General features: G+C 71.8%; 21 protein-coding genes. 7 read left to right on the top strand and 14 right to left on the bottom strand.

Annotation, left to right across the window (positions count from 1 at the left end; genetic code table 11):
* Nucleotides 1–79 precede the first annotated feature (79 nt).
* On the bottom strand, nt 80–2,386 hold the full coding sequence (locus tag SROS_RS25480; RefSeq protein WP_012891791.1) for an immune inhibitor A domain-containing protein: 2,307 nt from the start codon (nt 2,384–2,386) through the stop codon (nt 80–82).
* A gap of 109 nt (nt 2,387–2,495) precedes the next feature.
* Nucleotides 2,496–2,801 carry an FBP domain-containing protein gene (locus tag SROS_RS53965; RefSeq protein WP_281047959.1) on the bottom strand — a complete coding sequence of 102 codons (306 nt, stop codon included), beginning with the start codon at nt 2,799–2,801 and terminating at the stop codon, nt 2,496–2,498.
* Here SROS_RS53965 and SROS_RS25475 point away from each other — a divergent pair.
* Nucleotides 2,795–3,364 carry a TetR/AcrR family transcriptional regulator gene (locus tag SROS_RS25475; protein WP_012891790.1) on the top strand — a complete coding sequence of 190 codons (570 nt, stop codon included), beginning with the start codon at nt 2,795–2,797 and terminating at the stop codon, nt 3,362–3,364. The two genes, SROS_RS53965 and SROS_RS25475, sit on opposite strands and share 7 nt — an antisense overlap.
* A 57-nt stretch (nt 3,365–3,421) precedes the next feature.
* Here SROS_RS25475 and SROS_RS25470 read toward each other — a convergent pair whose 3' ends face one another.
* Nucleotides 3,422–3,772, bottom strand: a complete 351-nt coding sequence (locus tag SROS_RS25470) for a hypothetical protein (protein WP_245564259.1) — start codon at nt 3,770–3,772, stop codon at nt 3,422–3,424.
* 15 nt (nt 3,773–3,787) lie between these two features.
* A complete protein-coding gene (locus SROS_RS25465) occupies nt 3,788–4,330 on the bottom strand; it encodes a helix-turn-helix domain-containing protein (protein ID WP_012891788.1) in 543 nt (180 codons plus the stop codon).
* Nucleotides 4,331–4,483: 153 nt separating this feature from the next.
* On the opposite strand from SROS_RS25465, the gene SROS_RS25460 reads away from it, so the two are divergent.
* Nucleotides 4,484–5,302, top strand: coding sequence for an alpha/beta fold hydrolase (locus SROS_RS25460; RefSeq protein WP_012891787.1), 819 nt, complete (start codon nt 4,484–4,486; stop codon nt 5,300–5,302).
* The gene (locus tag SROS_RS25455) at nt 5,299–5,736 is read left to right on the top strand and encodes a GbsR/MarR family transcriptional regulator (protein ID WP_012891786.1); all 438 of its coding nucleotides are present in this window, start codon (nt 5,299–5,301) and stop codon (nt 5,734–5,736) included. Before SROS_RS25460 ends, SROS_RS25455 begins: the two co-directional genes overlap by 4 nt.
* A gap of 46 nt (nt 5,737–5,782) precedes the next feature.
* Here SROS_RS25455 and SROS_RS25450 read toward each other — a convergent pair whose 3' ends face one another.
* Nucleotides 5,783–6,691: an aldo/keto reductase gene (locus tag SROS_RS25450; protein ID WP_012891785.1), complete on the bottom strand. Its 909-nt coding sequence runs from the start codon at nt 6,689–6,691 to the stop codon at nt 5,783–5,785.
* Nucleotides 6,692–6,737: 46 nt separating this feature from the next.
* On the opposite strand from SROS_RS25450, the gene SROS_RS25445 reads away from it, so the two are divergent.
* Nucleotides 6,738–7,751: an ArsR/SmtB family transcription factor gene (locus tag SROS_RS25445; RefSeq protein WP_245564258.1), complete on the top strand. Its 1,014-nt coding sequence runs from the start codon at nt 6,738–6,740 to the stop codon at nt 7,749–7,751.
* Between the two features lie 154 nt (nt 7,752–7,905).
* Here the strand turns inward: SROS_RS25445 and SROS_RS25440 are convergent, their stop codons facing one another.
* Nucleotides 7,906–9,219, bottom strand: a complete 1,314-nt coding sequence (locus SROS_RS25440) for a M14 family zinc carboxypeptidase (protein WP_012891782.1) — start codon at nt 9,217–9,219, stop codon at nt 7,906–7,908.
* Nucleotides 9,220–9,300: 81 nt separating this feature from the next.
* On the opposite strand from SROS_RS25440, the gene SROS_RS25435 reads away from it, so the two are divergent.
* The 3 genes from SROS_RS25435 to SROS_RS25425 all read left to right on the top strand — a co-directional run bounded on the left by SROS_RS25435 (nt 9,301) and on the right by SROS_RS25425 (nt 12,335).
* Nucleotides 9,301–9,912, top strand: coding sequence for a TetR/AcrR family transcriptional regulator (locus SROS_RS25435; protein WP_012891781.1), 612 nt, complete (start codon nt 9,301–9,303; stop codon nt 9,910–9,912).
* A 60-nt stretch (nt 9,913–9,972) separates the two neighbouring features.
* The gene (locus SROS_RS25430) at nt 9,973–11,406 is read left to right on the top strand and encodes an MFS transporter (protein WP_012891780.1); all 1,434 of its coding nucleotides are present in this window, start codon (nt 9,973–9,975) and stop codon (nt 11,404–11,406) included.
* 83 nt (nt 11,407–11,489) lie between these two features.
* Complete coding sequence (locus SROS_RS25425; protein WP_012891779.1) at nt 11,490–12,335, top strand: M55 family metallopeptidase; 846 nt, start codon at nt 11,490–11,492, stop codon at nt 12,333–12,335.
* A 117-nt stretch (nt 12,336–12,452) separates the two neighbouring features.
* Here the strand turns inward: SROS_RS25425 and menC are convergent, their stop codons facing one another.
* The 8 genes from menC to SROS_RS25385 are packed head-to-tail and all read right to left on the bottom strand — an operon-like array spanning nt 12,453 to nt 22,497.
* On the bottom strand, nt 12,453–13,562 hold the full coding sequence (menC, locus tag SROS_RS25420) for an o-succinylbenzoate synthase (RefSeq protein WP_012891778.1): 1,110 nt from the start codon (nt 13,560–13,562) through the stop codon (nt 12,453–12,455).
* On the bottom strand, nt 13,559–14,341 hold the full coding sequence (locus SROS_RS25415) for a GNAT family N-acetyltransferase (protein ID WP_218919700.1): 783 nt from the start codon (nt 14,339–14,341) through the stop codon (nt 13,559–13,561). The genes menC and SROS_RS25415 overlap by 4 nt, the downstream gene beginning before the upstream one ends.
* A gap of 54 nt (nt 14,342–14,395) precedes the next feature.
* Nucleotides 14,396–15,964 carry a PucR family transcriptional regulator gene (locus SROS_RS25410; RefSeq protein WP_012891776.1) on the bottom strand — a complete coding sequence of 523 codons (1,569 nt, stop codon included), beginning with the start codon at nt 15,962–15,964 and terminating at the stop codon, nt 14,396–14,398.
* Nucleotides 15,961–17,496: an N-acyl-D-amino-acid deacylase family protein gene (locus SROS_RS25405; protein WP_012891775.1), complete on the bottom strand. Its 1,536-nt coding sequence runs from the start codon at nt 17,494–17,496 to the stop codon at nt 15,961–15,963. Before SROS_RS25405 ends, SROS_RS25410 begins: the two co-directional genes overlap by 4 nt.
* A gap of 55 nt (nt 17,497–17,551) precedes the next feature.
* Nucleotides 17,552–19,216 carry an oligopeptide/dipeptide ABC transporter ATP-binding protein gene (locus tag SROS_RS25400; RefSeq protein ID WP_012891774.1) on the bottom strand — a complete coding sequence of 555 codons (1,665 nt, stop codon included), beginning with the start codon at nt 19,214–19,216 and terminating at the stop codon, nt 17,552–17,554.
* On the bottom strand, nt 19,213–20,007 hold the full coding sequence (locus tag SROS_RS25395; RefSeq protein WP_012891773.1) for an ABC transporter permease: 795 nt from the start codon (nt 20,005–20,007) through the stop codon (nt 19,213–19,215). The genes SROS_RS25400 and SROS_RS25395 overlap by 4 nt, the downstream gene beginning before the upstream one ends.
* Complete coding sequence (locus tag SROS_RS25390) at nt 20,004–20,948, bottom strand: ABC transporter permease (protein ID WP_012891772.1); 945 nt, start codon at nt 20,946–20,948, stop codon at nt 20,004–20,006. Before SROS_RS25390 ends, SROS_RS25395 begins: the two co-directional genes overlap by 4 nt.
* Nucleotide 20,949: 1 nt before the next feature.
* Nucleotides 20,950–22,497: an ABC transporter substrate-binding protein gene (locus tag SROS_RS25385; protein ID WP_012891771.1), complete on the bottom strand. Its 1,548-nt coding sequence runs from the start codon at nt 22,495–22,497 to the stop codon at nt 20,950–20,952.
* Nucleotides 22,498–22,579: the final 82 nt, after the last annotated feature.

Genomic DNA, 22,579 nt, shown 5'->3' with positions numbered 1-22,579 from the left:
CCGTTCGCGGGGAAACTGTCCGGACCGTCCGCGGGGAAAGGGGAGGGGCGGGCCCGGCGGGATGCGGGCCCGCACCCGTTCAGGAGGCGGGACCCACCGTGATGGTGGTGCGAAGGCCCCCGGAGGCTTCCCGGGTCACCTTGATCTCGGTGTTGCTGTCGGGCGGCCGGACGCCGCGCAAGGGGTTGGTGCTGTACCAGTAAACGCCGCTGCGGTCGTTGAAGGCCGGGGTGGCGGGGAGCGAGGGGAAGACCGTCTTGGCGCTGTCCCTGTGCAGTGCGAAACGGCCGGTGGGAGACAGGCCGAAGGGGGCGTCGAAGCCCTGGATCCGGTCGTTGACCATGCTGTTGTCTTTCCAGAGCAGAGGGATCGGGTGGGCGTCGATCGGCAGGATCATGCCCTCGCCGGGGTGGTTACGGGTGGCGTTGTCGGTGTAGTAGGTGTCCCAGAGCCAGACGAGGACGCCCTCCCGGTAGGGGTAGTGCTCATAGATCTCGCGCCGGGCGGGGTTGTTGGCGAAGCCGGCGCTGTAGGGACCGGTTCTGAGGTAGGCGCCATAGCCGGTGTAGCGCCGGTTCTCGGCTATGTAGGAGCGGGGGTGCTCCTTGGTCGCGATCTTGCCGACGCGGCTGAAGCCCGCCGCGGTCCAGCCGTTGTCGCCGTTCTCCGCGTCGTCGGTGACGGCGCCGGTGATGGCGTCGACGATGAAGCCGTTCTCGGTGGTGTTGGTATCGGTGAAGTAGCGGAACCGGAACTGGATCTTCTTGCCCGCGTAGGCGTCCAGTGGGAGGCTCAGGTCCGTCCAGCCGCTGAGGCCGGTGATACCGGGGACGCCGTTGACGCTCGGGATCGGCTGCCCGCCGACGGTGCCGCCGATCGGTGTCCAGACCTTGCCGTCCTCGGAGACCTCGGCGTAGAGATAGTCGAAATCCTGCTCGATCTGATACCAGACTCTGGCGTTCAGGGCCGCCGACGTCACGCCGGTGAGGTCGATCTGGCGCGTGAGCGTCTCGTTGAGGTAGTCCCCCCTGCCGCTCCACCACTGGTGGGAGCCCTGGACGGGTTGGACCAACTCGGTGTCGACCCGGCGCGGCGGCAGATCGACGATGACGGCCTGCGGGTCTGCGGTGTTGTAGGAGCTCACGCCGAGGGTGTGCGTGGACGCCGTGGCGGCCTTGGCCCTGTCGTAGGCCAGCCAGCCGAGCCGCAGTTTGCTCCAGGCGTCCAGGTCTCCGGGGTACTCGCCGCTCTGCCCGTTCTTCCTGCTCAAGTACGAGGCACTGGACATGAGCGACCAGAACTGGACGCTGTTGCTCCCGCCACCGTCGTACAGGTCGGGTAAGCCCAGGTCGTGGCCGTACTCGTGGGCGATCAGGCCGACGCCGCTGTTCTCGCCGGCGGTCAGGAACCTGCCGACCCAGACGCCGGTGTCGCCGATCTGGGTGCCGCCTCGCAGGTTGCCTGCGGGGCCGGAGCTTCCGCGCGTGTTCCAGTAGGCGTCGTGGTTGACCGCCCACAGCGCGTCTGCGCCCTGCGCGCCGCCGCCCCACGTCTCGTCGACGCCGGCGTGGATCACCTGGAACCGGTCGAGGTAGCCGTCGGGCTCGTCGAAGTCGCCGTCGAAGTCGTGGTCGTAGCGGTCCCAGACGTCGTAGGACTTGAGCTCGGCCGTGATGTCCTCGACGCTGCGGCCCTTGGCGCGCTCGGCGTCGTACCAGGCGTTGGCCGAGTCCCTGACGAAATCGAACAGGGGGAGGTCGCAGTCCAGGCCGCTGTCGCAGCGCGGCGTGCCGTAACGGGACTCGTTGTAGGGAACCTTCACCCAGTCGGAGACGTAGCCGTCGAAGTCGTACCGGCCGGCGGACTGGAGCCGGTAGAAGTTACGGAGCGAGTTGGCCCCCTTTGAGCCGTTGAAATAGATGTCCTGGTAGTAGGCCCGGTTGAAGTCCGGCTGCCAGAGCGTGTGGTTGTCGTAGCTCCGCTGGGGCTTGGGGATCCGGTTGTGCAGCGGGCCGGGTACGCCGCCGTAGCGGATCGTTCCTCCGTGCAGGGTCGTGTTGTCGATTTTGTCGCCGAATTCGGCGAGCACGGTGAAAATCTTGTCCTTGCGTTCGAGCGCGAGTTCGACGTAGCGGTCGCCGACCTTGACCTTGCCTGAGGGGAGCGCGCGTGCCTGGGGGGCGGACAGCGCCTGCTTCATGGCTCTGGTCCGAAGAGACTGCTCTTCGATCGCGAACGGACTGGTCGCATCCGAATGCCGGCCGTCACCGGGCTTGGCGGCGGGAAGCTTGGGGCCCGGGTCCGCCGAGGCGAGACCGGGCAGCGCGGAGGCACCCAGGGCCGTCCCGACCAGCCCGGCCGCGAGCATGGTGATGAGCTTACGCACGTTGGGGGGAGTTCCTTTCGGAATGGAGGAGTGTCACGCGTAATATGTCACATCACATTCATGGTGAACAGGGGGGATTTGGTGCACCCGATAGTCCCGTTAAATGGGGTTAATTAATATTTATTGCCCATCTTCTGCATTGTCCTATTTGAGAAGTAATGTGCGATATGTGGTAGATGGGGGAGTAAAGGGCCCCCGGATCTCGCCATCCGAGGACGTCGAGGTCTTCCCGGGGATGGTCCGTGAGGGCTTCGGGGGGGTCGAGACGCTCGGCCTCTCCCCTGGAGCGGTTCACGAACGATGTACGGATGGCTCGCTCGGTGACGGGTCTCGCGGGCGGGGAGGCCGGCTTCCTTGCGGATAGTATGCAAATACTTAAAACCTGTAATTTGGCGAGAAGGACGTCGGATGGCACGCGCGGGACTGACTGCGGAACGCCTGACCCGGGCGGCGGCGGATCTGGCCGACGAGATCGGCTTTCAGAACGTGACCGTCTCGGCGCTCGCGCGCGGATTCGGCGTCAAGCCCGCTGCCCTGTACTCGCACGTCAGGGACGCGCGGGAGCTGAGGGTCAGGGTGGCGTTGCTGGCCCTGGCGGAGCTCGCGGACGGGGCCGCCTCCGCCCTGGCCGGCCGCGCGGGCAAGGACGCGCTGGTGGCCTTCGCGAACGCCTACAGGGACTACGCGAAAGAGCATCCGGGGAGATACGCCGCGATGCAGGTCGAGCTTGACTCGGAGAGGATGGACACCGGCGCGGCGGGCCGGCACGCGGAGATGACGCGGGCGATCCTGCGCGGATACGAGCTGCCGGAGCCCGACCGGACGGACGCGGTACGGATGCTGCACAGTACGTTCCACGGGTATGTGAGCCTGGAGACGGCGGGCGGGTTCCGCCGCCATCCCCGCGAGGTGGACGCCTCGTGGTCCAGAACCCTGGACGCCCTCGACGCCGTCCTCAGAAACTGGCCGCCGGCCTGATGGCCGTCGGCGACCGGGTCGTATCCCCTGGTCGCGGGGGCCGTGTCTCGACGCCGGTTACGCGGCCTCGGCCCTGAGAGCCTCGACGAACCGGTCGGCGTCGGGGATGGAGAGGACCACCTCGTCGAACTCGCCGCCGGAGCTCGCGCGGTCCAGCAGCAGGTGCACGCCGGGCAGGTTGCGGTTGGCCGACACCAGCTGGCGCGGGCCACCGTAGATGCCCCAGACGCCGATCTTGGTGTGGCCCGACACCGTCAGTCCCTTTCTCGCGCCGTGCGGGATGCGCAGCGGCTGATCCGTGGTGACCGCCTGCCGTACCGCCCGCAGGGGGATGGTGTGCCGGGCCCGCCCGGTGAAGATCCGCTCCCACGTGCCGAACTCGATGGTGATCGAACCGCTAGTGATCATGACAGTTGCCATGGGTCAGCCTTTCGTCAAGGGAAGAAGGACCGTCGCCAGCAGGCGGGGCACCCGGTCGTCGCCCGGCTCGTTCGCCAGCAGGGGGCGCACCAGCTCGGCGAAACCCTGCGCGAAGCGGATGAACTCCTCGTCGTCCAGGTGCAGCACCATCTGCTGGTAGCCGACGCCGTCGGCCACCAGGTCGATGTGCTCCCTGGCGAGGTAGCGCGAGAACTCCGACAGCAGGCTGGAGACGAACGCGGTGAAATACCGCGCGTGCTCCTCGGGGGAGGTCGAGGCCAGCGTCTCGGCGGTCGGCGTCATCCCGCCCTCCGGCAGCGCGTACACCCGCTCCGTCGCGCCTCCGACCCTGCGCTCCTCCACGACGTTCAGCATTCCGCCCTTGGCGAGGGTGGCGATCTGCCGGTACAGCGTCGCCTGGGGCACGTCGGGCAGCAGGCGGGCCAGTTCGGATGGCGTACGGCGACCGCCGGCGGTGGCGCCCAGGATCCGGATGCGCACGGGATGCAGCGCCAGCTCGGCCCAGCGCTCTTTGGGGACAGTCACGGGACGATGTTATCATTATCGATAACGAGAATGAACAATAAGAGGGTATGGGCTGGGGGTGTCTCGCATCCTCGCGGTCGAGGAGGTGGTGAAGCTCCTCGGTGGACGGGAGGTCGGTCCGCGCCCGCCAGATATATTCGCTATATTTAGTAAATGATGAATCTACCGTCGGTGCTCTCGCTGCAGGGTTGTGCTCTCCGCTACGACGACAGCGGTGGTGACGGCGTTCCTCTGGTGTTCTCGCACGGCGCCGGGGCCGACCACGTGATGTTCGACGCCCAGAGCGCGTACCTGCGCGCCCGGGGGTACCGGGTCGTCACCTGGGACATGCGTGGCCATGGCCTGTCCCGACCGGCCGGGGTCCGGTTCACCGCCGAGCAGGCGATCGCGGATCTGTGCGGGCTCATCACGCACCTCGCGCTTGACCGGCCTGTGCTCGTGGGACAGTCCCTCGGAGGTAATCTCAGCCAGGCCGTCGTCCGGCGGCGTCCAGATCTCGCCCGAGCGCTGATCGTCATCGATTCGACGTGGAACACCGCGCCGCTGTCGTGGAAGGAGCGACTGCTGGTGAAGGCGGCCGCGCCGAGCCTGTCGATGATCCCGGCCAAGAGCCTTCCGGGCATGATGGCTGAGGCCTCCGCGGTGACAGAGGGCGCGCGGGCAGACGCGCGGCGGGCGTTCTCCCAGCTGTCGAAGAAGGAGTTCGTCCAGGTGTGGCGGGCGACCGTCGAGTTCCTCGACCCGGACCCCCGCTATCGCACGCCGGTGCCCGTGTGCCTGATCCGCGGCGAGCGAGACCGTACCGGCAACATCTCGACGGCCATGCCCAGGTGGGCCGAGGCCGAAGGCGTCAAGGAGGTCGTCATCCCCGGCGCAGGGCATATCTCCAACCAGGACGACCCTCACGCGGTGAACGCGGCGATCGAGGCGTTCCTGCGCACGGTCCCGGCATCGAAGCGGGCACCGCGGTGAGCGCGGCCAGGCGTCGCGCGTTCGTCACCTCGGTGGGTGACCTGCTGGCCTCGTGGAACCTCCCGCATGCGACCGGCCGCGTCTACGGGCTGCTGCTGGTGACCGAGGAGCCGGCCTCTCTCGACGCGATCGCCGCCGAGCTCGAACTGAGCAAGGGGGCGGTGAGCACCGCGGTGCGGCAGCTGGACTCCTGGGGGCTCGTCAAGGTGATCCCGCAGCCCGGCAGCCGCAGACTCCTGGTCGAAGCGACGGGAGGGATCGAGTCACTGCTGGAAGCAAGCCATTCGCGGGCCAGAGCTCTGATCGCCGCCCTGCGCGACGGCGAGACCCTGGTGGACCCCGGTCCCGCGCAAGACCGGCTCCGAGACGTGATCGGGCTGTTCGCCGGCTATGTCGATGTCGGGAGCCAGATCCTCAACAGACACCGCCGGTAGCGCCGGAAGAGGTCAGGCGCCTCGCGGTCACGTCCGGCGAGCTCACTCATGCTCCGCCCCGGTGCAGGGAGTCCAGGACGGCCAGGTCGTCCTCCGAGAGGCGCAGAGCGCCGGCGGCCACGTTCGCGGCCAGGTGATCCGGGTTTCCGGTGCCGGGGATGGCCAGAACGTGGGGCCCGCGGCTCAGTGTCCACGCCAGCCGGACCTGCGCCGCGCTCACGCCGTGCGCGCGCGCGACGGCGAGCACCTCGTCGCTGTCGGAGCCGTGCGCGCCCGCCTCGCCTCCGGCGCCGGCGATCGCGTAGAACGGTACGAAGGCGACACCCTGCTCACCGCAGGTCCGCAGGAACGCGTCCTGCTCGGGCTGTGCGCCGATGCCGTACCGGTTCTGCACGCAGACCACCGGCGCGATGGCCTGGGCCTCGACGAGGTGTTCGGGGCGGACGTTGGAGATGCCCAGGTGGCGGATGAGCCCGGCGTCGCGTAGCCGGGCCAGTGCGCCGAACCGCTCGGCGATCGAATCGGTTCCGATGATGCGCAGGTTCACCACGTCGAGGTGGTCCCGGCCGAGCTGGCGCAGGTTCTCCTCGACCTGGCCGCGCAGCTGCTCGGGGGTGGCATGGGGGAGCCACTCGCCCGACGGGCCCCGGCCCGGCCCGACCTTGGTGGTGATGACGAGATCATCCGGATAGGGGGCCAGTGCTTGGTTGATCAGCTGGTTGGCGGAACGCAGCGGCGAGAAGTAGAAGGCGGCGGTGTCGATGTGGTTCACGCCGAGCTCGACCGCGCGGCGCAGCACGCTGACCGCTCGGCCCCGGTCGCTCGGAACGGCGCCGGCCGCGAACGCCGGGCCGTCCTGCGTCAGGCGCATCGCGCCGAAACCGATCCGGTTGATCTCCAGGTCGCCGAGCTTCCAGGTGCCCGCCGCGGTCGCGGTGATTGTCTCTGAGGTCATGCCTGAATGGTCTCCACGCTGTAGGGTGGCCGCCATTGATTAAGACATGTCTGAATTCTGGGGGATGGTTCTCCTGGCGGAGCTGGCGTTCTCGGCGAGTGATCTGGCGCAGATGCGGTTCGCCGTCTCGCCGATGTGGGAGGTCGGGACCAGCTTCCGGCTGCTGACCTCCGGCTCGGCGCATCCCGTGCACCGGCCCTGGCTGGAGCAGGTACGGCCACGGGTGGCGGCCGCCGGACTGGACCGGGGCTGGCTCGCCGAGCTGATCCCGCCCTCGGGATACGTCCCCGACTTCCTCAATCCGGCACCCGCCGGGCCGGCCCCCGCGCTGGCGGAGGAGCTGGCCAGGATCCGGGCCGCTCCCGCAGGCCGGGTGCGCCAGGACCTTGACCATCTGGAGCACCATCAGGGGCGTGCCGGCCCCCGCTCACGGACGCTGTACGCCGAGCCGCAGGCCCGCCTGGCCCGGGTCGCCGAAGAGATCGAAACCTACTGGGAGCTGGCGCTCGCCCCCTACTGGGCACGCGTCCGGGCCGTGCTCGACGCCGACGTCTTCCACCGGGCCCGGCAGGTCGCCGAGTACGGCGCGGGCCATCTCTTCAACGATCTGCACACCTCGGTGAGCTGGGACGACAACACGCTACGGCTCGTCCGCCGGCAGCGGACCCTGTCCCGGACGACGGCGGGCGCGGGGCTGCTGCTGATTCCCTCGGCCTTCACCGGGCCGAGCCTGCTCACCAGGGTGACGCCGCCGGACCCACCGCAGCTCGCCTATCCGGCGCGCGGCATCGGCTCGCTGTGGGAATCCCGGCCCGCCACCAGCACCGGCGCCCTCGCCGCCGTGCTCGGCCGCTCGCGCACCCTGCTGCTGACCGAACTGGACGCCCCGGCCTCCACCACCGAGCTGGCCCGCCGCACCGGGCTCTCCCCGGCCGGGGTGTCGCAGTACCTCACCGCACTGCGCGACGCGGGCCTGGTCAGCGCCCACCGGGCCGGCCGCTCGGTCCTCTACGCCCGCACCGCGGCCGCCGAGTCCCTCCTCACCGCCGCGAACCCGTAGTCCCGAAGGACATGTCGCCGTCGCGTGGCGGCGAGCGGCTCGCGGTGGAGGGGGCCGGTCCCATACCTCTGACCGGCAAGTTCATCGCCGCGTTGACGGCCTGATCCCAGCGGCTGCCAGGCGCAGCCGGTGACCCGATGCGGTGTCGCTCGGCTCAGGGCTTCCGCTTGGCCGACTCCGCCGCGAGCAGGGCCGCTCCGAGCTGTACGGCGACCAGCGTGCGGATCGGGATCGGGGTGGCCGTCGCGTCGGCTTCGGCCTCGGTGAACCAGTCGTCGAATCGTGCGCCGAGGCGGGCCCGTTCGGCCCGGATGGCGGGGGTCCGGTTGCCCGCGCCGAGTTCGGCGTCCAGCATGCGCAGACAGGTCCCGCTGTACCTCAGCCGCATGATGTGCACGAGCTGCCGGTTGCCGACCACCTCGGCCACCGTGGCGCGCCGGTCCGTGCCGGGGAAGGACTCCCACTCGGAGATGAACTCGTCGTGGGTGTCAAGGAAGTCCTGCAGAGCGAGGCGGAACGGCGAGCGCACGGTCAGGTCGGCCCTGACCGCCGACATGGACTGCGTCAGTTCGGCGATCAGGGCGCGCTGCGCGGCGAGGCCGGCCTGGATCGCCTCGCCGTACCCCTGGTCGGTGGGGGTCTCGTCGGCGACGCGGGGGTCGGCCCAGTAGGGCAGCTCGGTGACCAGGTGCAGGGCGTCGAAGCGGTTGGCGTAGTCGACGCTCCCGCCGCCGGTGCCGTAGATCGCCCCCAGCTCGGCGCCGCTCGGGGTCCGGTAGGCGGCGGGGCCGATCGGGACCGCGCTCGGCACCTCCGGCGGCCCCATGTGCAGGGGCAGGCCCTGGGCGGTCGCGATGGCGGCCAGGCGGGCGGCGAGCGCGGGCTCGTCCCTGTTGAGGTAGTAGAACGCCCCCTGGAGCTCGCCGTTGTGCAGGGAGTAGACGAAGGCGGGCTTGACCTCGTCCATCAGCCGCATCAGCGCCTCGGTCTCGGGCAGCGTGCGGTCGAAGAAGTAGTCCTCGCCGGTCAGTGGGAAGGTCCATTCGACCTGGTCGGCTTCGGCGGGGCGGTAGAAGTGTTCAGCGTAGGCGCGGCGGTCGCCCGGCCGTACGTACCACCCCTCGTTGAGCCGGGCCCCGTCGGGATCGACGCACGGGATGAGGTGCCAGCGGTAGCCGAAGTCCTCGCGCAGCGAGGCGTCCTCGACGAGCCGGCGCAGCAGGCTGCTGACGGTGAGCGAGCCGATGGGCTCGTTGGGGTGCGGCCCGCCGATGATCACGGCGTCGTGGGGGCCGGAGCCGATGGTCGCCACGCGCAGCGGCTCACCCAGGCGCGAGGTGCCGATGCGCCGCAGCCGTACCAGGCCGGGGTGGGCGGCGGCGAGCTCGTCGAGCTCGGCGTGCATCTGGTCCACGGTCGGGAACGCGGTGTAGTCGGGCACCCGGCTCATGTGCTGATCGACATCCATTTTCGACCTCCGGATAATCTGGATTATTCTAGTAAATCAGATTATTGTATTGCCGACCAGCAGATGAGGAGAGGCCAGGCCATGCGGCTGACCAGGGCGGAAAGCAAGGCGGCCAACAAGCGCGCGCTGATCGACGCGGCACGCGAGGTCGTCGGGAAGCAGGGCTCGCAGGCGAAGCTGGAGGACATCGCCGAGCTGGCCGGCCTGACGACGGGCGCGATCTACTCGCTGTTCGGCGGCAAGAACGATCTGATGGTCGCCATGGTCGACGACTACGCCGGCCCGCTCGACCTGCGGCCGATCGAGGCCGCCGGCCCCGGCCTGCCGCTGGAGGAGGTCGTGGCCGAGGTCGCCCGCCGGTTCCACCGGATGTCGGCGGATCCCGGGGCCGCCGGAAAGCTGCTGTTCGAGACGCGCGTGCTCGACCTCGTGCTCAACGATCCGGAGCTGCTGGGCAAGCTCACCGTCTCGGTGAGATCGACCGAGGTCGATCTCGCCGAGCTGTTCACCGGCCGCGAGTACGACGGGACACCCGTCACGGGTGGGCAGGCCGTGCGCCTGGCCCGCGCGCTCAAGGCCCTGCTGTCCGGGCTCGGGCAGAGCGTCGTGCTCGGCGTCCACGACGGCTCCGAGGAGTTCTTCGTCGACGTCGCGCACGCCCTGATCACGCCGAAGGTGCTCGGCCCGGCCTAGCCGGGTCGCGGGTTCGGGGGAACGCGCGGCCGTACACCACCCCACCCGAAAGGCGCCACCATGACCAGATCCCGCTTCGGCATCATCGGCGCGCCGGTGTTGTTCATCGGCGTCTTCCAGTTGCTGGAGATGATGCTGTCGCCGGCGCTCCCGCTCATCCAGCGGGAGCTGGCCGCCTCGCCCGGCGAGATCGCGTGGATCTTCATGGGCGGGCTGATCAGCTCGGCGATCAGCACCCCGGTCGTCGGCCGCCTGGCCGACATGTACGACAAGCGCACCCTGCTGCTCACCCTGATGGCGGTCACCAGTGCCGGAGCCCTCGTCTCCGGCCTGGCACCCAACGTGCTCGTGCTGATCGCCGGCCAGGCGGTGCAGGGCATCTGGCTGGGCATGCTGCCGCTGACCGTCGGGCTGTTCCGCGACACCCTCGACCCCGAGCGGGGCGCCACCGGCAACGGCCTGGTCATCGGCGTCGCCGCCCTGGCCGGCGCGCTCGGCCTCATCCTCGCCGGGCCGCTCACCTCGGCACTCGGCTACCGGTCGCTGTTCTTCCTGGCCCTGGCCGGCGCCCTGGTGGCCGCGCTCTGGGCCTGGCGCGTGGTGCCCGCCACGCCCCGCGCGGCCTCCGGGCGCGTCGACTGGGCCGGTGGGCTACTGCTCGGCGGCGGGCTCGCCCTGCTCATGCTTGGCCTGACCACCTCCTCGAACTGGGGCTGGACGGCTCCCGCCACCATCGCCCTGTTCGCGGCCGCGGTGCTGACGCTGGGCCTGTGGACGATCGTCGAGCTCCGCACCGGCGACCCGCTGGTGGACCTGCGGCTGCTGGCCGGGCGCTCCCCGGCCGGGGTGACCGCCATGGGGTTCGTGTTCGGCTTCGCCTCCTTCGGGCTGGTGGTCGCGCTGCCGTTGATGCTGTCGCTGCCCGCCGAGACCGGGTACGGCCTGGGCGCCGACACCCTGTGGATCGGGCTCTACATGTTTCCGCTGGGCATCGCGGGCACCCTGGTCGCGCCTCTGGTCGGGCCGATGACCAGGCTGCTCGGGCGGCGCGCCGTGCTGGTGCTCGGCAGCGCGCTCGTCTCGGCCGGCACCGCCGTGCTCGCCTTCTGGCACTCCTCCCCGTGGCAGGTCGTGGCCGGGGTGACGGTCATGGGGCTGGGCGGCTCCATCGGCCTGACCTCCGGGCTGAACGTCGTGGCCGCCGACGTGCCCGCCGACCGGGCGGCCGGGGTCAGCGGCGTGGTCTTCGTCGCCAAGAGCATCGGCGGCACCTTCGGGGCGCAGCTCGGCGGCATGGTGCTGGCGGCCGGCACGGTGGCGGGGGTCCCCGCGGAGAGCAGCTTCGTCAACACCTATCTGCTCTCCGCGGTGCTCGGCCTGCTCGCCGTCGGCGCCGCCCTCGTGATCCCCGCCGCTGTGCGGGACGCCCAAGGCGGGCACCCGGTTTCGGCCCCCGCGACAAAGCCCGCCGCCCTCCAGGGTGACACCCTGTGACGGCGGCCGAGAAACCCCGACGACAGAATCCGCCGCCCTCCAGGGTGACACTCTGTGACGGCGGCCGAGCAAAGGAGTAGCCAGTGCGGGTCTACATCTCCATCGACATGGAGGGCGTGACGGGCATCGCCACCATGGACCAGGTCGTCCGCGGCGGCCACGGGTATCCGCGATCGCAACGCCTGATGACCGCCGAGGCCAACGCCGCCATCGAGGGCGCGTTCTCGGCCGGAGCCGACAGCGTCCTGGTCAACGACAGCCACGGCACCATGGACAACCTGCTCCACGAGGAGCTCGATCCGCGCGCCCGGCTGATCTTCGGCACCCCCAAGCTGGACTGCATGGCCGAGGGCATCTCGGCCGAGCACGACGTGGCGATGTTCCTCGGCTACCACGCCGCCGCCGGCTCGCCCGGCGTGCTCGCCCACACCTACTCCTCGCACTTCTACGAGGTGCGGCTCAACGGCCGGCCGGTGTCGGAGGCCGAGGTCAACGCGTTGCAGGCCGCCGCGGTCGGCGTCCCGGTGGGGTTGCTCACCGGCGACGACGTCATCTGCGGCGTCGCGGAGAAGGCCTTCCCCGGCGTGCGCACGGTCGCCGTCAAGATCGCGCACGGGCACACCGCCGCGGACAGCCTCTCGCCGTCCGAGGCCAGGCGGCTGATCCGGGAGGCGGCGGCGGAGACCGTACGGGGGGCGGGGGAGATGGCGCCGCTCCAGCTGCCCGAGGTGCTCGAACTCGAGATCGACATGCCGAGCACGCCCGCGGCCGAGCTGGGGGCGCAGATCCCGGGCGTGCGCAGGATCGCCGACAAGACGCTCGCCGCCACCTTCGGCACGCCCTCGGAGGTGCTGGGCTGCGTGACGGTCTGCTACCACCTCGCCGCCGACGCCATGATCAGCCGGATGGCCCTGTACGGCCGCCGCTAGCCCGTACGGGGAACGCGGGCCCCGCACTGCGACCTCGCCCGCCGTGCGGGGCGCCGCCAGGTGGTCCTCATCGGGGTGGCCGCGCTCGCCGCCGGCGAGCGCGGCCACCCGCACGGCTCAGAATGTGCAGCTCACCGTCTCCACCGCCGTCGTGCATGCCTGCAGGTCCGCTTCCTCGGGCAGTACGCCGAGGCCGGGCTCGACCGGAACCGGCAGCTCGCCGCCGTCGAGCACGAACGGGCGGGTGATGTCGCGGTGGTAGTACCGCTCGGTGGCGGAGATGTCGCCCGGCAGCGTGAAGCCGGGCAAGCTGGCCAGCGCCAGGTTGGCGGCCCGGCCGAGGCCGGTCTCCAGCATGCCGCCGCACCAGACCGGCACGCCGTTCGCCTGAGCCAGGTCGTGAATGCGGCGCGCCTCCAGGTAGCCGCCGACGCGGCCGGGCTTGATGTTGATGATCGAGCAGGCACCCCGGCTGATGGCCTCGGCCGCGTCGCGCGCGCTGGTGATGCTCTCGTCCAGGCAGACGGGCGTGTCCATGCGGGCGGCGAGCGCGGCGTGCGCGTGCAGGTCGTCGGGGGCGAAGGGCTGCTCGACCAGGGCGAGCCCGTACGCGTCGAGTTTCGCCAGGTGCCTGAGGTCACCGGGCTGGTAGGCGGTGTTGGCGTCGACGGTGAGCATCACGCCGGCGCCGAACGTCTCGCGCACCGCCCTGACCGGTTCGAGGTCCCAGCCGGGCTCGATCTTCAGCTTGATCCTGGCGTAGCCGGCGGTCAGATGCCGGTCGACCGTGTCCAGCAGCGCGTCGACAGTCTCGGTGATGCCCACGGAAACGCCCACGCGCACGCGCCGCCGTACCCCTCCCAGGTGAGCGGCCAGGCTCGTGCGTCGTGCCCGCAGCCAGCAGTCCAGCACCGCCGTCTCCACGGCCGCCCTGGCCATCGGGTGCCCGCGCAGGTGCCGCAGCGCGGGGCCGACCGCCGCCGGTTCCAGGTCGAGCGGAGCCAGCGCCGGGAGCATGAACCGCTTGATCACGTCGGCCGCCCCGGCGAGGTATTCGGGACAGTATGTCGGCTCGTCCTCGGCCGCGCACTCGCCCCAGCCCTCGCCCTCGTCGCTGAGCACTCGCACGAGCAGCGCGGTGCGTACCGTCTGGGTGCCGAGCGAGGTACGGAACGGGCTGACCAGCGGCAGCGCGACCTCGCGCAGTTCGACGGCGTCGAGCTTCACGCGGCACCCCCGCGGGCGAGCAGGTACCAGCCGGAGCGGGTGAACCCGGTGACCCGGTATCCCCGGTCGAGCGCGCCGCCGAGCCCGCTCTCCAGCGCCGCCCGCCACCGCCCGGCCGCCGCCGGGTCCGTCGCACGCAGCGACTCGACGTCCACCGGGGTCGCGCACCGCAGTAGCGGCGCGCCCTCGGCGTCCCATACGGCCCCCGTCTCGTCCACCACGACCACCCCGTCGCGTTCCGAGACCGGCGGGGGAGCGGCCTCCTCGATCGGCCAGGTGACGAAGAGCCGGTCGGACGGCCCGCCGTCGTTGATGCCGTCGCTCATCGGCCCGTAGAAATCGGGCAGGTAGGCGCCTGCCCGGGCACCCAGGCGGGTCAGGTTGAAGAAGGCGTTGCGCCGGACCAGCGGGTCGAACGTCCAGGACACGGCGACGAGCCCGTTCCCGGCCGCCCAGGCCCGCTGGTGCTCCTTCAGCGCCCGGCCCACGCCGCGTCCGCGCGCCTTGGCGGCCACGCCCGCGACGTGCGAGTGCAGGCTGTCGTCGGCCGTCCGGAACCCCGCCGCCACCCCGACGAGCTCCCCGTCGAGGAAGGCGCCGCCCACGTACCCGCCGGTGTGGGCGAACGCGCACATCAGGTCGAGGGGTATCGGCGGATCGTCGCCGCGTCTGGTCCCCCAGACCTCGCGCAACAGTCGGTCGGCACGTTGCAGCGCCCCCGCGCCGCGAAGGGAACGGATCTTGACCCCAGCCGGGGCGGAGATGAGGAGTTCGGCCATGGGCCTCAGCATCGCGGCGCGCGCCGTCCAGGGCGTTGGCGTCCACGCCGAACTTCACCCGGTCCGCTTTGTGGCGCCGTTCAGCCGCAGCTGGAGGGCGAGCACCAGCCGCGTGTCCGGGTCGTCCAGCGCGATCAGCTCGCCGATCCTGCGCAGCCGGTACCGCAGCGTGTTGGGGTGCAGCGACAGCAGCTCGGCCGCGCGGGGCACGTCGTGGTGGGCGCCGATCCAGACGGCCAGGCTGTGCACGTACTGGGTGCCGTGCCTGGCGTCGTGCGAGGCGACCAGTGCCAGCGGCTCGCCGTACAGGGAGGGTTTGGGCCGCAGCGCGGCCTCCACGTCCATGAGGAACAGCGCCGCGGACAGCTCCTCGTGCGAGGCTGCCAGCTCCCGTGTGAAGGGCCCGCAGACCGCGCGCAGCGCCTCCTCCGCCTGGCGCGCGCTAGCGGGCACGGCGGCGACGGAGACGGCGGTACGGCCGACGCCGGCCCGCCAGCCGCCGCCCAGCCGCTCGCTCACCCTGCCCAGGGTGTCCACGGTGATTCTGCGCAGCAGCGGCGCGGCCGCCTCGGCCGCGACGATCGCGTAGGCGCGGCCGTTCACCACGCCGGTCGCCGCCCTGATCCGGTAGGCCACGAACGCGGTGCGGAGCAGATCGGCGGCGTGGGTCGCGGCGAAGGCGTCGGCCGGGCCCGCGTAGGGGCCCAGCGTCACGACCGTCACCGGTTCGCCCGGCAGCAGGCCGAAGGAGGTGGCCAGCTCATCGACCGCGCCGATGCCGCGCAGCAGCCAGCCCAGGCACTCGTCCCGCCGGCGCCGCGCCTCGTCGGCGGCCAGGTTGATGCGTGCCAGGTGCGGCGCCGCGGCCGCGGCCGCCTCCTCGAGCACCGCGGCGGCGTCGTGGGCCAGCGGATCCTCCGCCTGCACCACCCAGATCGTGCCGAGCACCTCGCCGTGCGCCCGGACCGCGATGGCCAGGCGGGGGTAGAACTCGCGCGGCTCGTAGCTCCAGGCCACCCCGTCGGCGCGCAGCACAGCCGCGTACTCCTCGGGGTTGGTCGGGTGCGCGGGCACCCGCCGGCCCAGGATGCCCTCCTTGCGCAGCTCGTCGATGCGCTGACCTTCGACCGTGGAGTAGGCGAGCACCCGCATCGCCAGATCCTCGATCGCCACCGCGCCACCCACCCGGGCCGCCACCTCGTTGGCCAGCACGAACAGGTCGGTCGCCCGGTCGCCACCCGGGTCCTCGGCCGGGGCGACCACCGCGAGCAGGGCGTCGACGAGCGTGTAGAGCTGCCCCCAGGACAGCTCGGGCGGTGCGGCGAGCAGCGCTGTGCCCGCCGCCTCGGCGGCGGTGACCAGTGCCTGCTCGTCGCAGGTGCCCGGCCTGGCGACGACGACGGCCACGTTGCTCTCGCCCGCGCGGGCCAGGATCTCGGCCGACGGACGGCCGGTCACCAGCAGGACCGCGCCGTCGAGCCCGGCCTGCGGTTCTTCGGGGTCGTAGATGACGGGGGCGCCGACCAGCGGCTCCCGGCCGTGCGGCAGCGCCAGCGGACGCACCAGGTCGGGGCCGAGACTGTCGATCAGCACGCCGAGCGTGACCCGCCCGCGCGCCGTCACCGGCCGCCCCGCCTGAGCATCCGGCCGTGCCTGCCGCCGGTGAACTCGCCGTCGGCGACCACCTGGCGCCCGGACAGGAAGACGTGCTCCACGCCGGTCGGCCGCACGTCAGGCCGCTGGTAGGTGCCCGCGTGGCCGATCGTGCCGGGGTCGAAGACGCAGAGGTCGGCGATCGCGCCCGGCCCCAGCCAGCCGCGCCCGGCCAGGCCGAACTGGGCGGCGACGGCGGAGCTGAGCTTGCGGATGGCCTCCGGCATGTCCTCCTTGTCGACGTACGTGCCGAGGTAGGTGGGAAAGGTGCCGAACGTGCGCGGGTGGGTGGGGCCGACGGGAGGCCCGTTGTCGGAGCCGATGGAGATCAGCGGGTCGGCGAGGAAGGCGGCCAGATCCCGCTCGTGCATGGTGTGGAAGACGCCGGAGGCCTGCGGGTCCAGCCTGAGCAGCTCGCACAGCGCCTCCCACGGGTCGCCGCCGAGGTCGGCCAGCCGCCTGCCCTCGATACCCGGATCGTTGTGGACGAGGATCTGCACGTCCGAGGGGTGCAGCTCGCGCCAGAAGCCGACGCCGGTTCCCGTGTCCGGGCTCTCGGCGAGCGCCCGCAGAGCCGCGCGCTCGGCCGGATCGGCCAGCCGCGCGAGCAGCGCCCGCTCGCCGCCCTCGCACGCGGCCGGCGGCAGCACCGCGACCAGCATGGTGCCGAAGGCCAGGTAGGGATAGACGTCGGCGCGGACGTCCACGCCCGACCTGCGGGCCTGGGCGAGCTTGTCCAGCACCATCGCGGAGGCGCCGTGCACCGCTCGCCCCGAGGCCTTGCAGTGCGAGACCTGCAGCCGGACGCCCGCCCGCCTGGCCACCGCGATCGCCTCGTCGAGCGCGTCGGCCAGGCCCTCGCTCTCGCTGCGCATGTGCGTGGCGTACGGCAGGTCCCAGCGCTTGGCCACCAGCGCGAGGGCGACCAGTTCCTCCAGGTCGGCGTAGGCGCCTGGCACGTACTCCAGACCGCTCGACAGCCCCACCGCGCCCGCCTCGAAGGACCGCGCGGCCAGCTCGCACATGCGCGCCAGCCCATCCGACGTGATCTCGGCGTTCATCCCCGCCGCGGCCAGGCGCAGCGTGTTGTGCCCGGCCAGCACGGCCATGTTGTTGCTCGGCCCGGCCGCCTCGGCCGCGTCCAGGTATTCGCCGAGCGTGGGGAAGGCCGCTCCGGCCAGCTCGGCGGGGATGAAGCTCGTCGTCTCCGGATCGACCGGACCGCACGAGAACCCGCAGTTGCCCGCGATCTCGGTGGTCACGCCCTGCAGGAGCTTGAACGGCTGCGGCTCCTCAAGGAAGGGCACGGTGTCGGAGTGGCTGTGCGGGTCGACGAACCCCGGCCCGACGATCAGGCCGGAGACGCCGATCACGCGCCGGGCCGGGCCGAGGTCGTGCCCGACGGCGGCCACGCGCCCGCCGGCGATCGCGACGTCGGCGTGCAGCGGCGCTCCTCCGAGCCCGTCATGGACGGTCCCGTCGCGAAGCAGCAGGTCATACATCGGGCCAGCCTCCCTTGCCCGCCATCGCGGGCGGTAGGTGCAGAAGGATGAAATATCAGGGTGTGGCGGGTACAGAGGCCAAAAGGCTGCGCGTGTAGCCGTGTGCCGGGGCGTCGAGCACCTCCGCCGTGCCACCGCTCTCCACCACCTCGCCGCGCGAGAGCACCACCAGCCGGTCGGCCATCTGCCGGACCACCGCCAGGTCATGGGTGACGAACACCATGCTGGTGCCGACCTCCCGCAACAGCTCCAGGACATGCGCCTGGACCGAGACGTCCAGTGAGGCCACCGGCTCGTCGCAGATCAGCAGCGCCGGCCGCACGGACAGCGCCCTGGCGATGGCCACCCGCTGCCGCTCCCCGCCCGACAACCCGGCCGGCCTCCTGCCCGCGTACGAGGCGGGCAGCCCCACCAGTTCGAGCAGCTCGGCCACGGTGAGCCTGCCCTCCTCCGGGCCCTGCGCCGCCGCCTCCGCCAGCGTGGCGCCGACCGTCAGGGCCGGGTTGAGCGAGGTCGACGGGTCCTGGAAGACGCACTGCACGAGCCGGTGCCGCGGCCGCACGGGGTCGGCCAGCTCGATCGTGCCCGCGTCCGGCCTGACCAGCCCCAGGACGCAGCGGGCCAGGGTGGTCTTGCCCGAGCCCGAGCCGCCGACGACACCGACGGTCTCGCCGCGGTTGACGTGCAGGGAGACGCCGCCCAGCGCGACGTGCGCGCCGTAGGTCTTGCGCAGGCCCGTGACGCGCAGCACCGCGTCGTCGGTGACCCGGCGGCGGTCCCGCGGGCCCTCCTCGACGCTGATCCGGGGGCGCACCTCGTGCAGGCAGGCCGTGAGCCGGTCCGGGCGCAGCTCGCGCAGCGGCGGCCGGGCGTGCGCGCACTCGGGCGTCGCCTGGTCGCAGCGGGCGGCGAACGCGCACGTCGCGCTCACCTCCGCCGCGGCCGGCACGCTGCCCCTGATGCCGACCAGCCGGTGCAGCCGCCGCCCGGCGGTCGGCACGGCGGCCAGCAGGCCCGCGGTGTACGGATGCGCCGGTGCTTTGCCCATCTCGGCGGGCGGCCCCTGCTCGACGACACGTCCGGCGTACATGACCGCCACCCGGTCGCACAGCTCGAAGGCCACCCGCAGATCGTGGGTGATCAGCAGCACGCCCATGCCGCGCGCCCGCTGGACGCCCTTGATCAGCATGAGGATCTCGTGCTGCGTGGTGGCGTCCAGGGCGGTGGTGGGCTCGTCGGCGATCAGCAGCTCCGGGTCCGCCGCCAGCGCGGCGGCCAGCGCCACCCGCTGCCGCATGCCGCCCGACAGCTGGAACGGGTGGCGCCCGGCCACGGCCGGATCGTCGATGCCCACCTCGGCCAGCCGGCGCAGCACCTCCGCCCGGTCCTGGCGCCCCCGCAGCGACTCGGCGACGTGGGCGCCCGCCGTACGCAGGGGGTTCAGCATGGCGAACGGGTCCTGCATGAGCAGGCTCACCCGGGTGCCGCGCACCGAGCGCCACACCCGCTCGCGCGCGCCGAGGAGCTCCCGGCCGTCGAGCATGACCGAGCCGGTGGCACGCAGCCCCTTGGGCAGCAGGCCCGCGGCGGCCCGCGCGGTGAGTGACTTGCCGCTGCCCGACTCGCCGACCAGTCCCACGGTCTCGCCGCCGGAGACCTCCAGGTCCACGCCGTCGACGATGAGCCCGGACCCGGAGATGCGCAGCTCGGAGATCCTCACCGCAGGCCTCCCTTCGACAGCGACTCGAACGCGCGGTCGCCCAGCAGGGTGGCCGCGCACGCGACCACGGTGATCAGGGCCGCGGGCGCGATGGAGGCCCACGGGTTCAGGTCCAGCAGCCCGCGGTTCTCCTCGACCATCAGGCCCCAGTCGGGCGTGCCCGCGGGCAGTCCGATACCCAGGAACGACAGGCCCGCCAGCGCCACCAGCGCCGCCACGAAGCTCAGCAGCGCACCGGCCACCACCGTGGGCGCCAGGTTCGGCAGCAGGTGCCTGAACATGATCCGTGACGGGGGCAGGCCGAGCGTGCGCGCGGCCTCGGCGTAGGCGAGTTCGCGCTGGGCGAGGGTCAGGCCGCGGATCACCCGGATGTCGCCCGGTGTGAACAGCACCGCCATGGCCAGCACCGCCCAGCCGTACCCGCCGCCGAGCACGCCCACCACCACGATCAGCACCAGCATGCCCGGCATCGCGATCGCCAGGTCGACCGTGCGCATCATCAGCGCGTCCACCCAGCCCAGCCGGTAGCCGGCCAGCAGTCCGAGCGTCGTGCTCAGCACCGTCGTGCAGACCGCGACGAGCACCGGCCACATCAGCGCGGAGCCGGCGCCGGCCAGCAGCCGCGACAGCACGTCGCGGCCCAGGTCGTCGGTGCCGAGCCAGTGCGCAACGCTGGGCCCGGCCGCGCTGAGCGCGAGATCCTGAGCGGCGGGATCGTACGGCGCCAGCCACGGGCCGGCCACGGCCGCCACCGCCGCCAGGCCCAGCACGGCCACCAGGATCGCCCTCATGCCGCAGCCTCCCTGTGCCTGACCCGGGGGTCGACCGCCACGTAGGCCAGGTCGACCAGCAGGTTCACGGCGATCACAATCGCGCCGCTGAGCAGCACCAGCGCCTGCACCACCGGGATGTCCTTCTGGCCGACCGCGCCGACCAGCAGCGCGCCCAGCCCGTGCAGCCCGAAGGCCTGCTCGACGAAGACCGAGCCCGTCAGGTTGGCCGCCAGCAGCAGCCCGCCGACGGTCAGCACGGGCAGCGCCGCGTTGCGCAACGCGTAACTGACCCACACCCGCCGCCTGGACAGGCCGCGCGCCCTGGCGAAGGTCAGGAAGTCCTGCGCGGCCAGGTCGAGCGCGGCGGCGCGCATCTGCCTGACGACGATCGCCGCCTGCGCGGCGGCCAGCGCGATCGCGGGCAGCGTGAGATGCACGAGGCGCTCCATCGGGGTGTCGCCGGCGCCGAAGACCGGGAACCAGCTCAGCGCGACCGCGAAGCCGTACAGCAGCAGGATGCTCAGCGCGAACGGCGGGATCGACAGCGCGATCAGCGATGTCAGCGTGATGCCCTGATCCAGCCTGCCGCCGCGGCGCATCGCCGCGGCCAGCCCGGCCGGCACGCCCACCACCGCCGTCAGCACCAGCGCGTAGCCCGCCAGCCCGGCCGTCACCGGCAGGCGGTCGGCGATCACCGTGGTGACCGGCTCGCGGGAGTAGATCGAGGTACCGAAGTCGCCCTGCAGCGCGTCGCCCAGCCAGCGCGCGTAGCGGACCGGGAACGGGTCGTCCAGGTGGTACTGCTCGCGGATCGCCGCCCTGGTCTCCGGCGTGGACGGGCGCCCGCCGAGCAGCACCTGCTCGGGGCCTCCCGGCGCCGCCGCGAGCAGCCCGTAGGTGAGCACGGACAACACCCCGAGCAGGAGTACGGCGGCGCACAGGCGCTTGAGGACCGCCATCTCAGCGGCCCGCCAGGCGGATGGTGGTGAAGTGGTCCAGGGACCAGGTGGTGAACGTGCCCGTGAACCTCTCGTTCAGCGCGACGGCGTTGTCGGTGGCGAACAGCGGGATGTACGGCACCTCCTCGGCGATCTCCGTCAGCAGCGCGGTGACCCGCGCCTTCCTGTCCTGGCCGGTCGCCGAGGCCAGGGCGTCCAGCTGCTTGTCGGTGGCGGCGGTGCCGTAGCCGGCGAAGTTGAAGCCCTGCGGCTCGGCCGCGGCGCGGCTGACCATGTCGGGCAGGACCTCAAGCGGATCGGGCGTGCCGTAGGCCAGGTTGACGTAATGGATCGACAGGCGGTCGTGCTCCATCATCCGCGACCGGTACTGATCGGCCGGACTCGGCTGCAGAGTGAGCCTGATACCGATCTTGGCCAGGTCGGCGGCGACGGTCTGCATGACCGTTCCGCTGTCACCGGTGCTGCTGTACGGCACCGCCAGCTCGAACCCCTGCGGGTAGGCGGATCTGGCCAGCTCGGCCCTGGCCGCCTCCACGTCGTACGGATAGGCCGGCAGGGTCGGGGCGTCGTCGCCGTACAGCGCCGTCAGCTGCGGGCTCGGCAGCATGGTCGCCGCCGGTCCGCCGTGACCGGAGGTCATCAGGTCCGAGACCGCCCCGCGGTTGACCGCGTGCGCGATGGCCCGCCGTACGTGCACGTCCTTCAGCGGGCCGGACGTGACCGCCAGCGACAGGTAGCCGATGTTGTTGCCCGGGTAGAAGATCGTCTTGACGCCGGGCAGGCCGATCCACTTGCGCGCGTCGCGGGCGCTGAGGCCGTCGGTGGCGTCCACCTCGCCCGACCTGACCGCCAGCCGCAGCGTCTCCGGGTCGGTGATGGTCCTGAACTCCACCATGCGCAGTGCGGGCTTGCGGCCCCAGTACGACGCGTTGCGCTCCAGGACCACGCCCGAGGTGAGCGAGAACTTCGTCACCTTGAACGGGCCGGTGCCCATCGTGCCGACCTCGGGGCTACCCAGGTCCTGGGGATGCGCCTCGGCCAGCTTGCGTGGCGTCACCTGCCAGGCGATCGCCGCCATGGCGAGGAACGCGGGGTTCGGCCGCTTCAGCGTGACCTCGACCTGGCCCTCGCCGACCGCCTCGACCTTCTCGACCGTCGTGAAGTAGCTGGCCGCCTGCGAGGCGACCTTCGGATCCAGGTGGCGGCGTAGCGAGAACGCTGCGTCGTCGGCAGTCAGCGGGGTGCCGTCGGCGAAGCGCACGCCCTTGCGCAGCGTGAACAGATAGGTGGCCGGGTCCGGCTGCGTCCACTGCGTCGCCAGCCGGGGCGCGGGCGCGCCGTGGGTGTCGAGGGCGAGCATCGTGTCGAGGACGGCGGACTGGATGAGGGTCGAGGCGTTGTTGAAGCCGTGCGCGATGTCCAGGCTGTTGGGCGGATTGACGGTGGCCCAGACCAGGGAGTCGCGGGCTTGTGGCGCGGCTCCTCCGGAGGAGCAGGCGGTGGTGAGCGCGAGTACGACGGCGGCGGTCGCGGCCTTCGCGTATGTCATGGGACCACCTCGGAAAAGGTACGGCGGGGACAGTCGGACGCTAAAAGCCGGACAGCCGCTGTTCACTGACCCGGCAGCCAAA

Source organism: Streptosporangium roseum DSM 43021, from assembly GCF_000024865.1.
GTDB classification, from domain to species: domain Bacteria; phylum Actinomycetota; class Actinomycetes; order Streptosporangiales; family Streptosporangiaceae; genus Streptosporangium; species Streptosporangium roseum.
Note: the sequence above shows the minus strand (reverse complement) of the source record. Positions and strands in the feature narration are given on the sequence as shown.

Excerpts from the sequence above, each read along its gene's own strand:
- SROS_RS25475 (WP_012891790.1), top strand. The coding sequence starts at position 2,795 with ATGGCACGCGCGGGACTGACTGCGGAACGCCTGACCCGGGCGGCGGCG.
- SROS_RS25470 (WP_245564259.1), bottom strand. The coding sequence starts at position 3,772 with ATGATCACTAGCGGTTCGATCACCATCGAGTTCGGCACGTGGGAGCGG.
- SROS_RS25460 (WP_012891787.1), top strand. The coding sequence starts at position 4,484 with ATGATGAATCTACCGTCGGTGCTCTCGCTGCAGGGTTGTGCTCTCCGC.
- SROS_RS25450 (WP_012891785.1), bottom strand. The coding sequence starts at position 6,691 with ATGACCTCAGAGACAATCACCGCGACCGCGGCGGGCACCTGGAAGCTC.
- SROS_RS25445 (WP_245564258.1), top strand. The coding sequence starts at position 6,738 with ATGTCTGAATTCTGGGGGATGGTTCTCCTGGCGGAGCTGGCGTTCTCG.
- SROS_RS25440 (WP_012891782.1), bottom strand. The coding sequence starts at position 9,219 with ATGGATGTCGATCAGCACATGAGCCGGGTGCCCGACTACACCGCGTTC.
- SROS_RS25435 (WP_012891781.1), top strand. The coding sequence starts at position 9,301 with ATGCGGCTGACCAGGGCGGAAAGCAAGGCGGCCAACAAGCGCGCGCTG.
- SROS_RS25430 (WP_012891780.1), top strand. The coding sequence starts at position 9,973 with ATGACCAGATCCCGCTTCGGCATCATCGGCGCGCCGGTGTTGTTCATC.
- SROS_RS25415 (WP_218919700.1), bottom strand. The coding sequence starts at position 14,341 with ATGGCCGAACTCCTCATCTCCGCCCCGGCTGGGGTCAAGATCCGTTCC.
- SROS_RS25405 (WP_012891775.1), bottom strand. The coding sequence starts at position 17,496 with ATGTATGACCTGCTGCTTCGCGACGGGACCGTCCATGACGGGCTCGGA.
- SROS_RS25395 (WP_012891773.1), bottom strand. The coding sequence starts at position 20,007 with ATGAGGGCGATCCTGGTGGCCGTGCTGGGCCTGGCGGCGGTGGCGGCC.
- SROS_RS25390 (WP_012891772.1), bottom strand. The coding sequence starts at position 20,948 with ATGGCGGTCCTCAAGCGCCTGTGCGCCGCCGTACTCCTGCTCGGGGTG.
- SROS_RS25385 (WP_012891771.1), bottom strand. The coding sequence starts at position 22,497 with ATGACATACGCGAAGGCCGCGACCGCCGCCGTCGTACTCGCGCTCACC.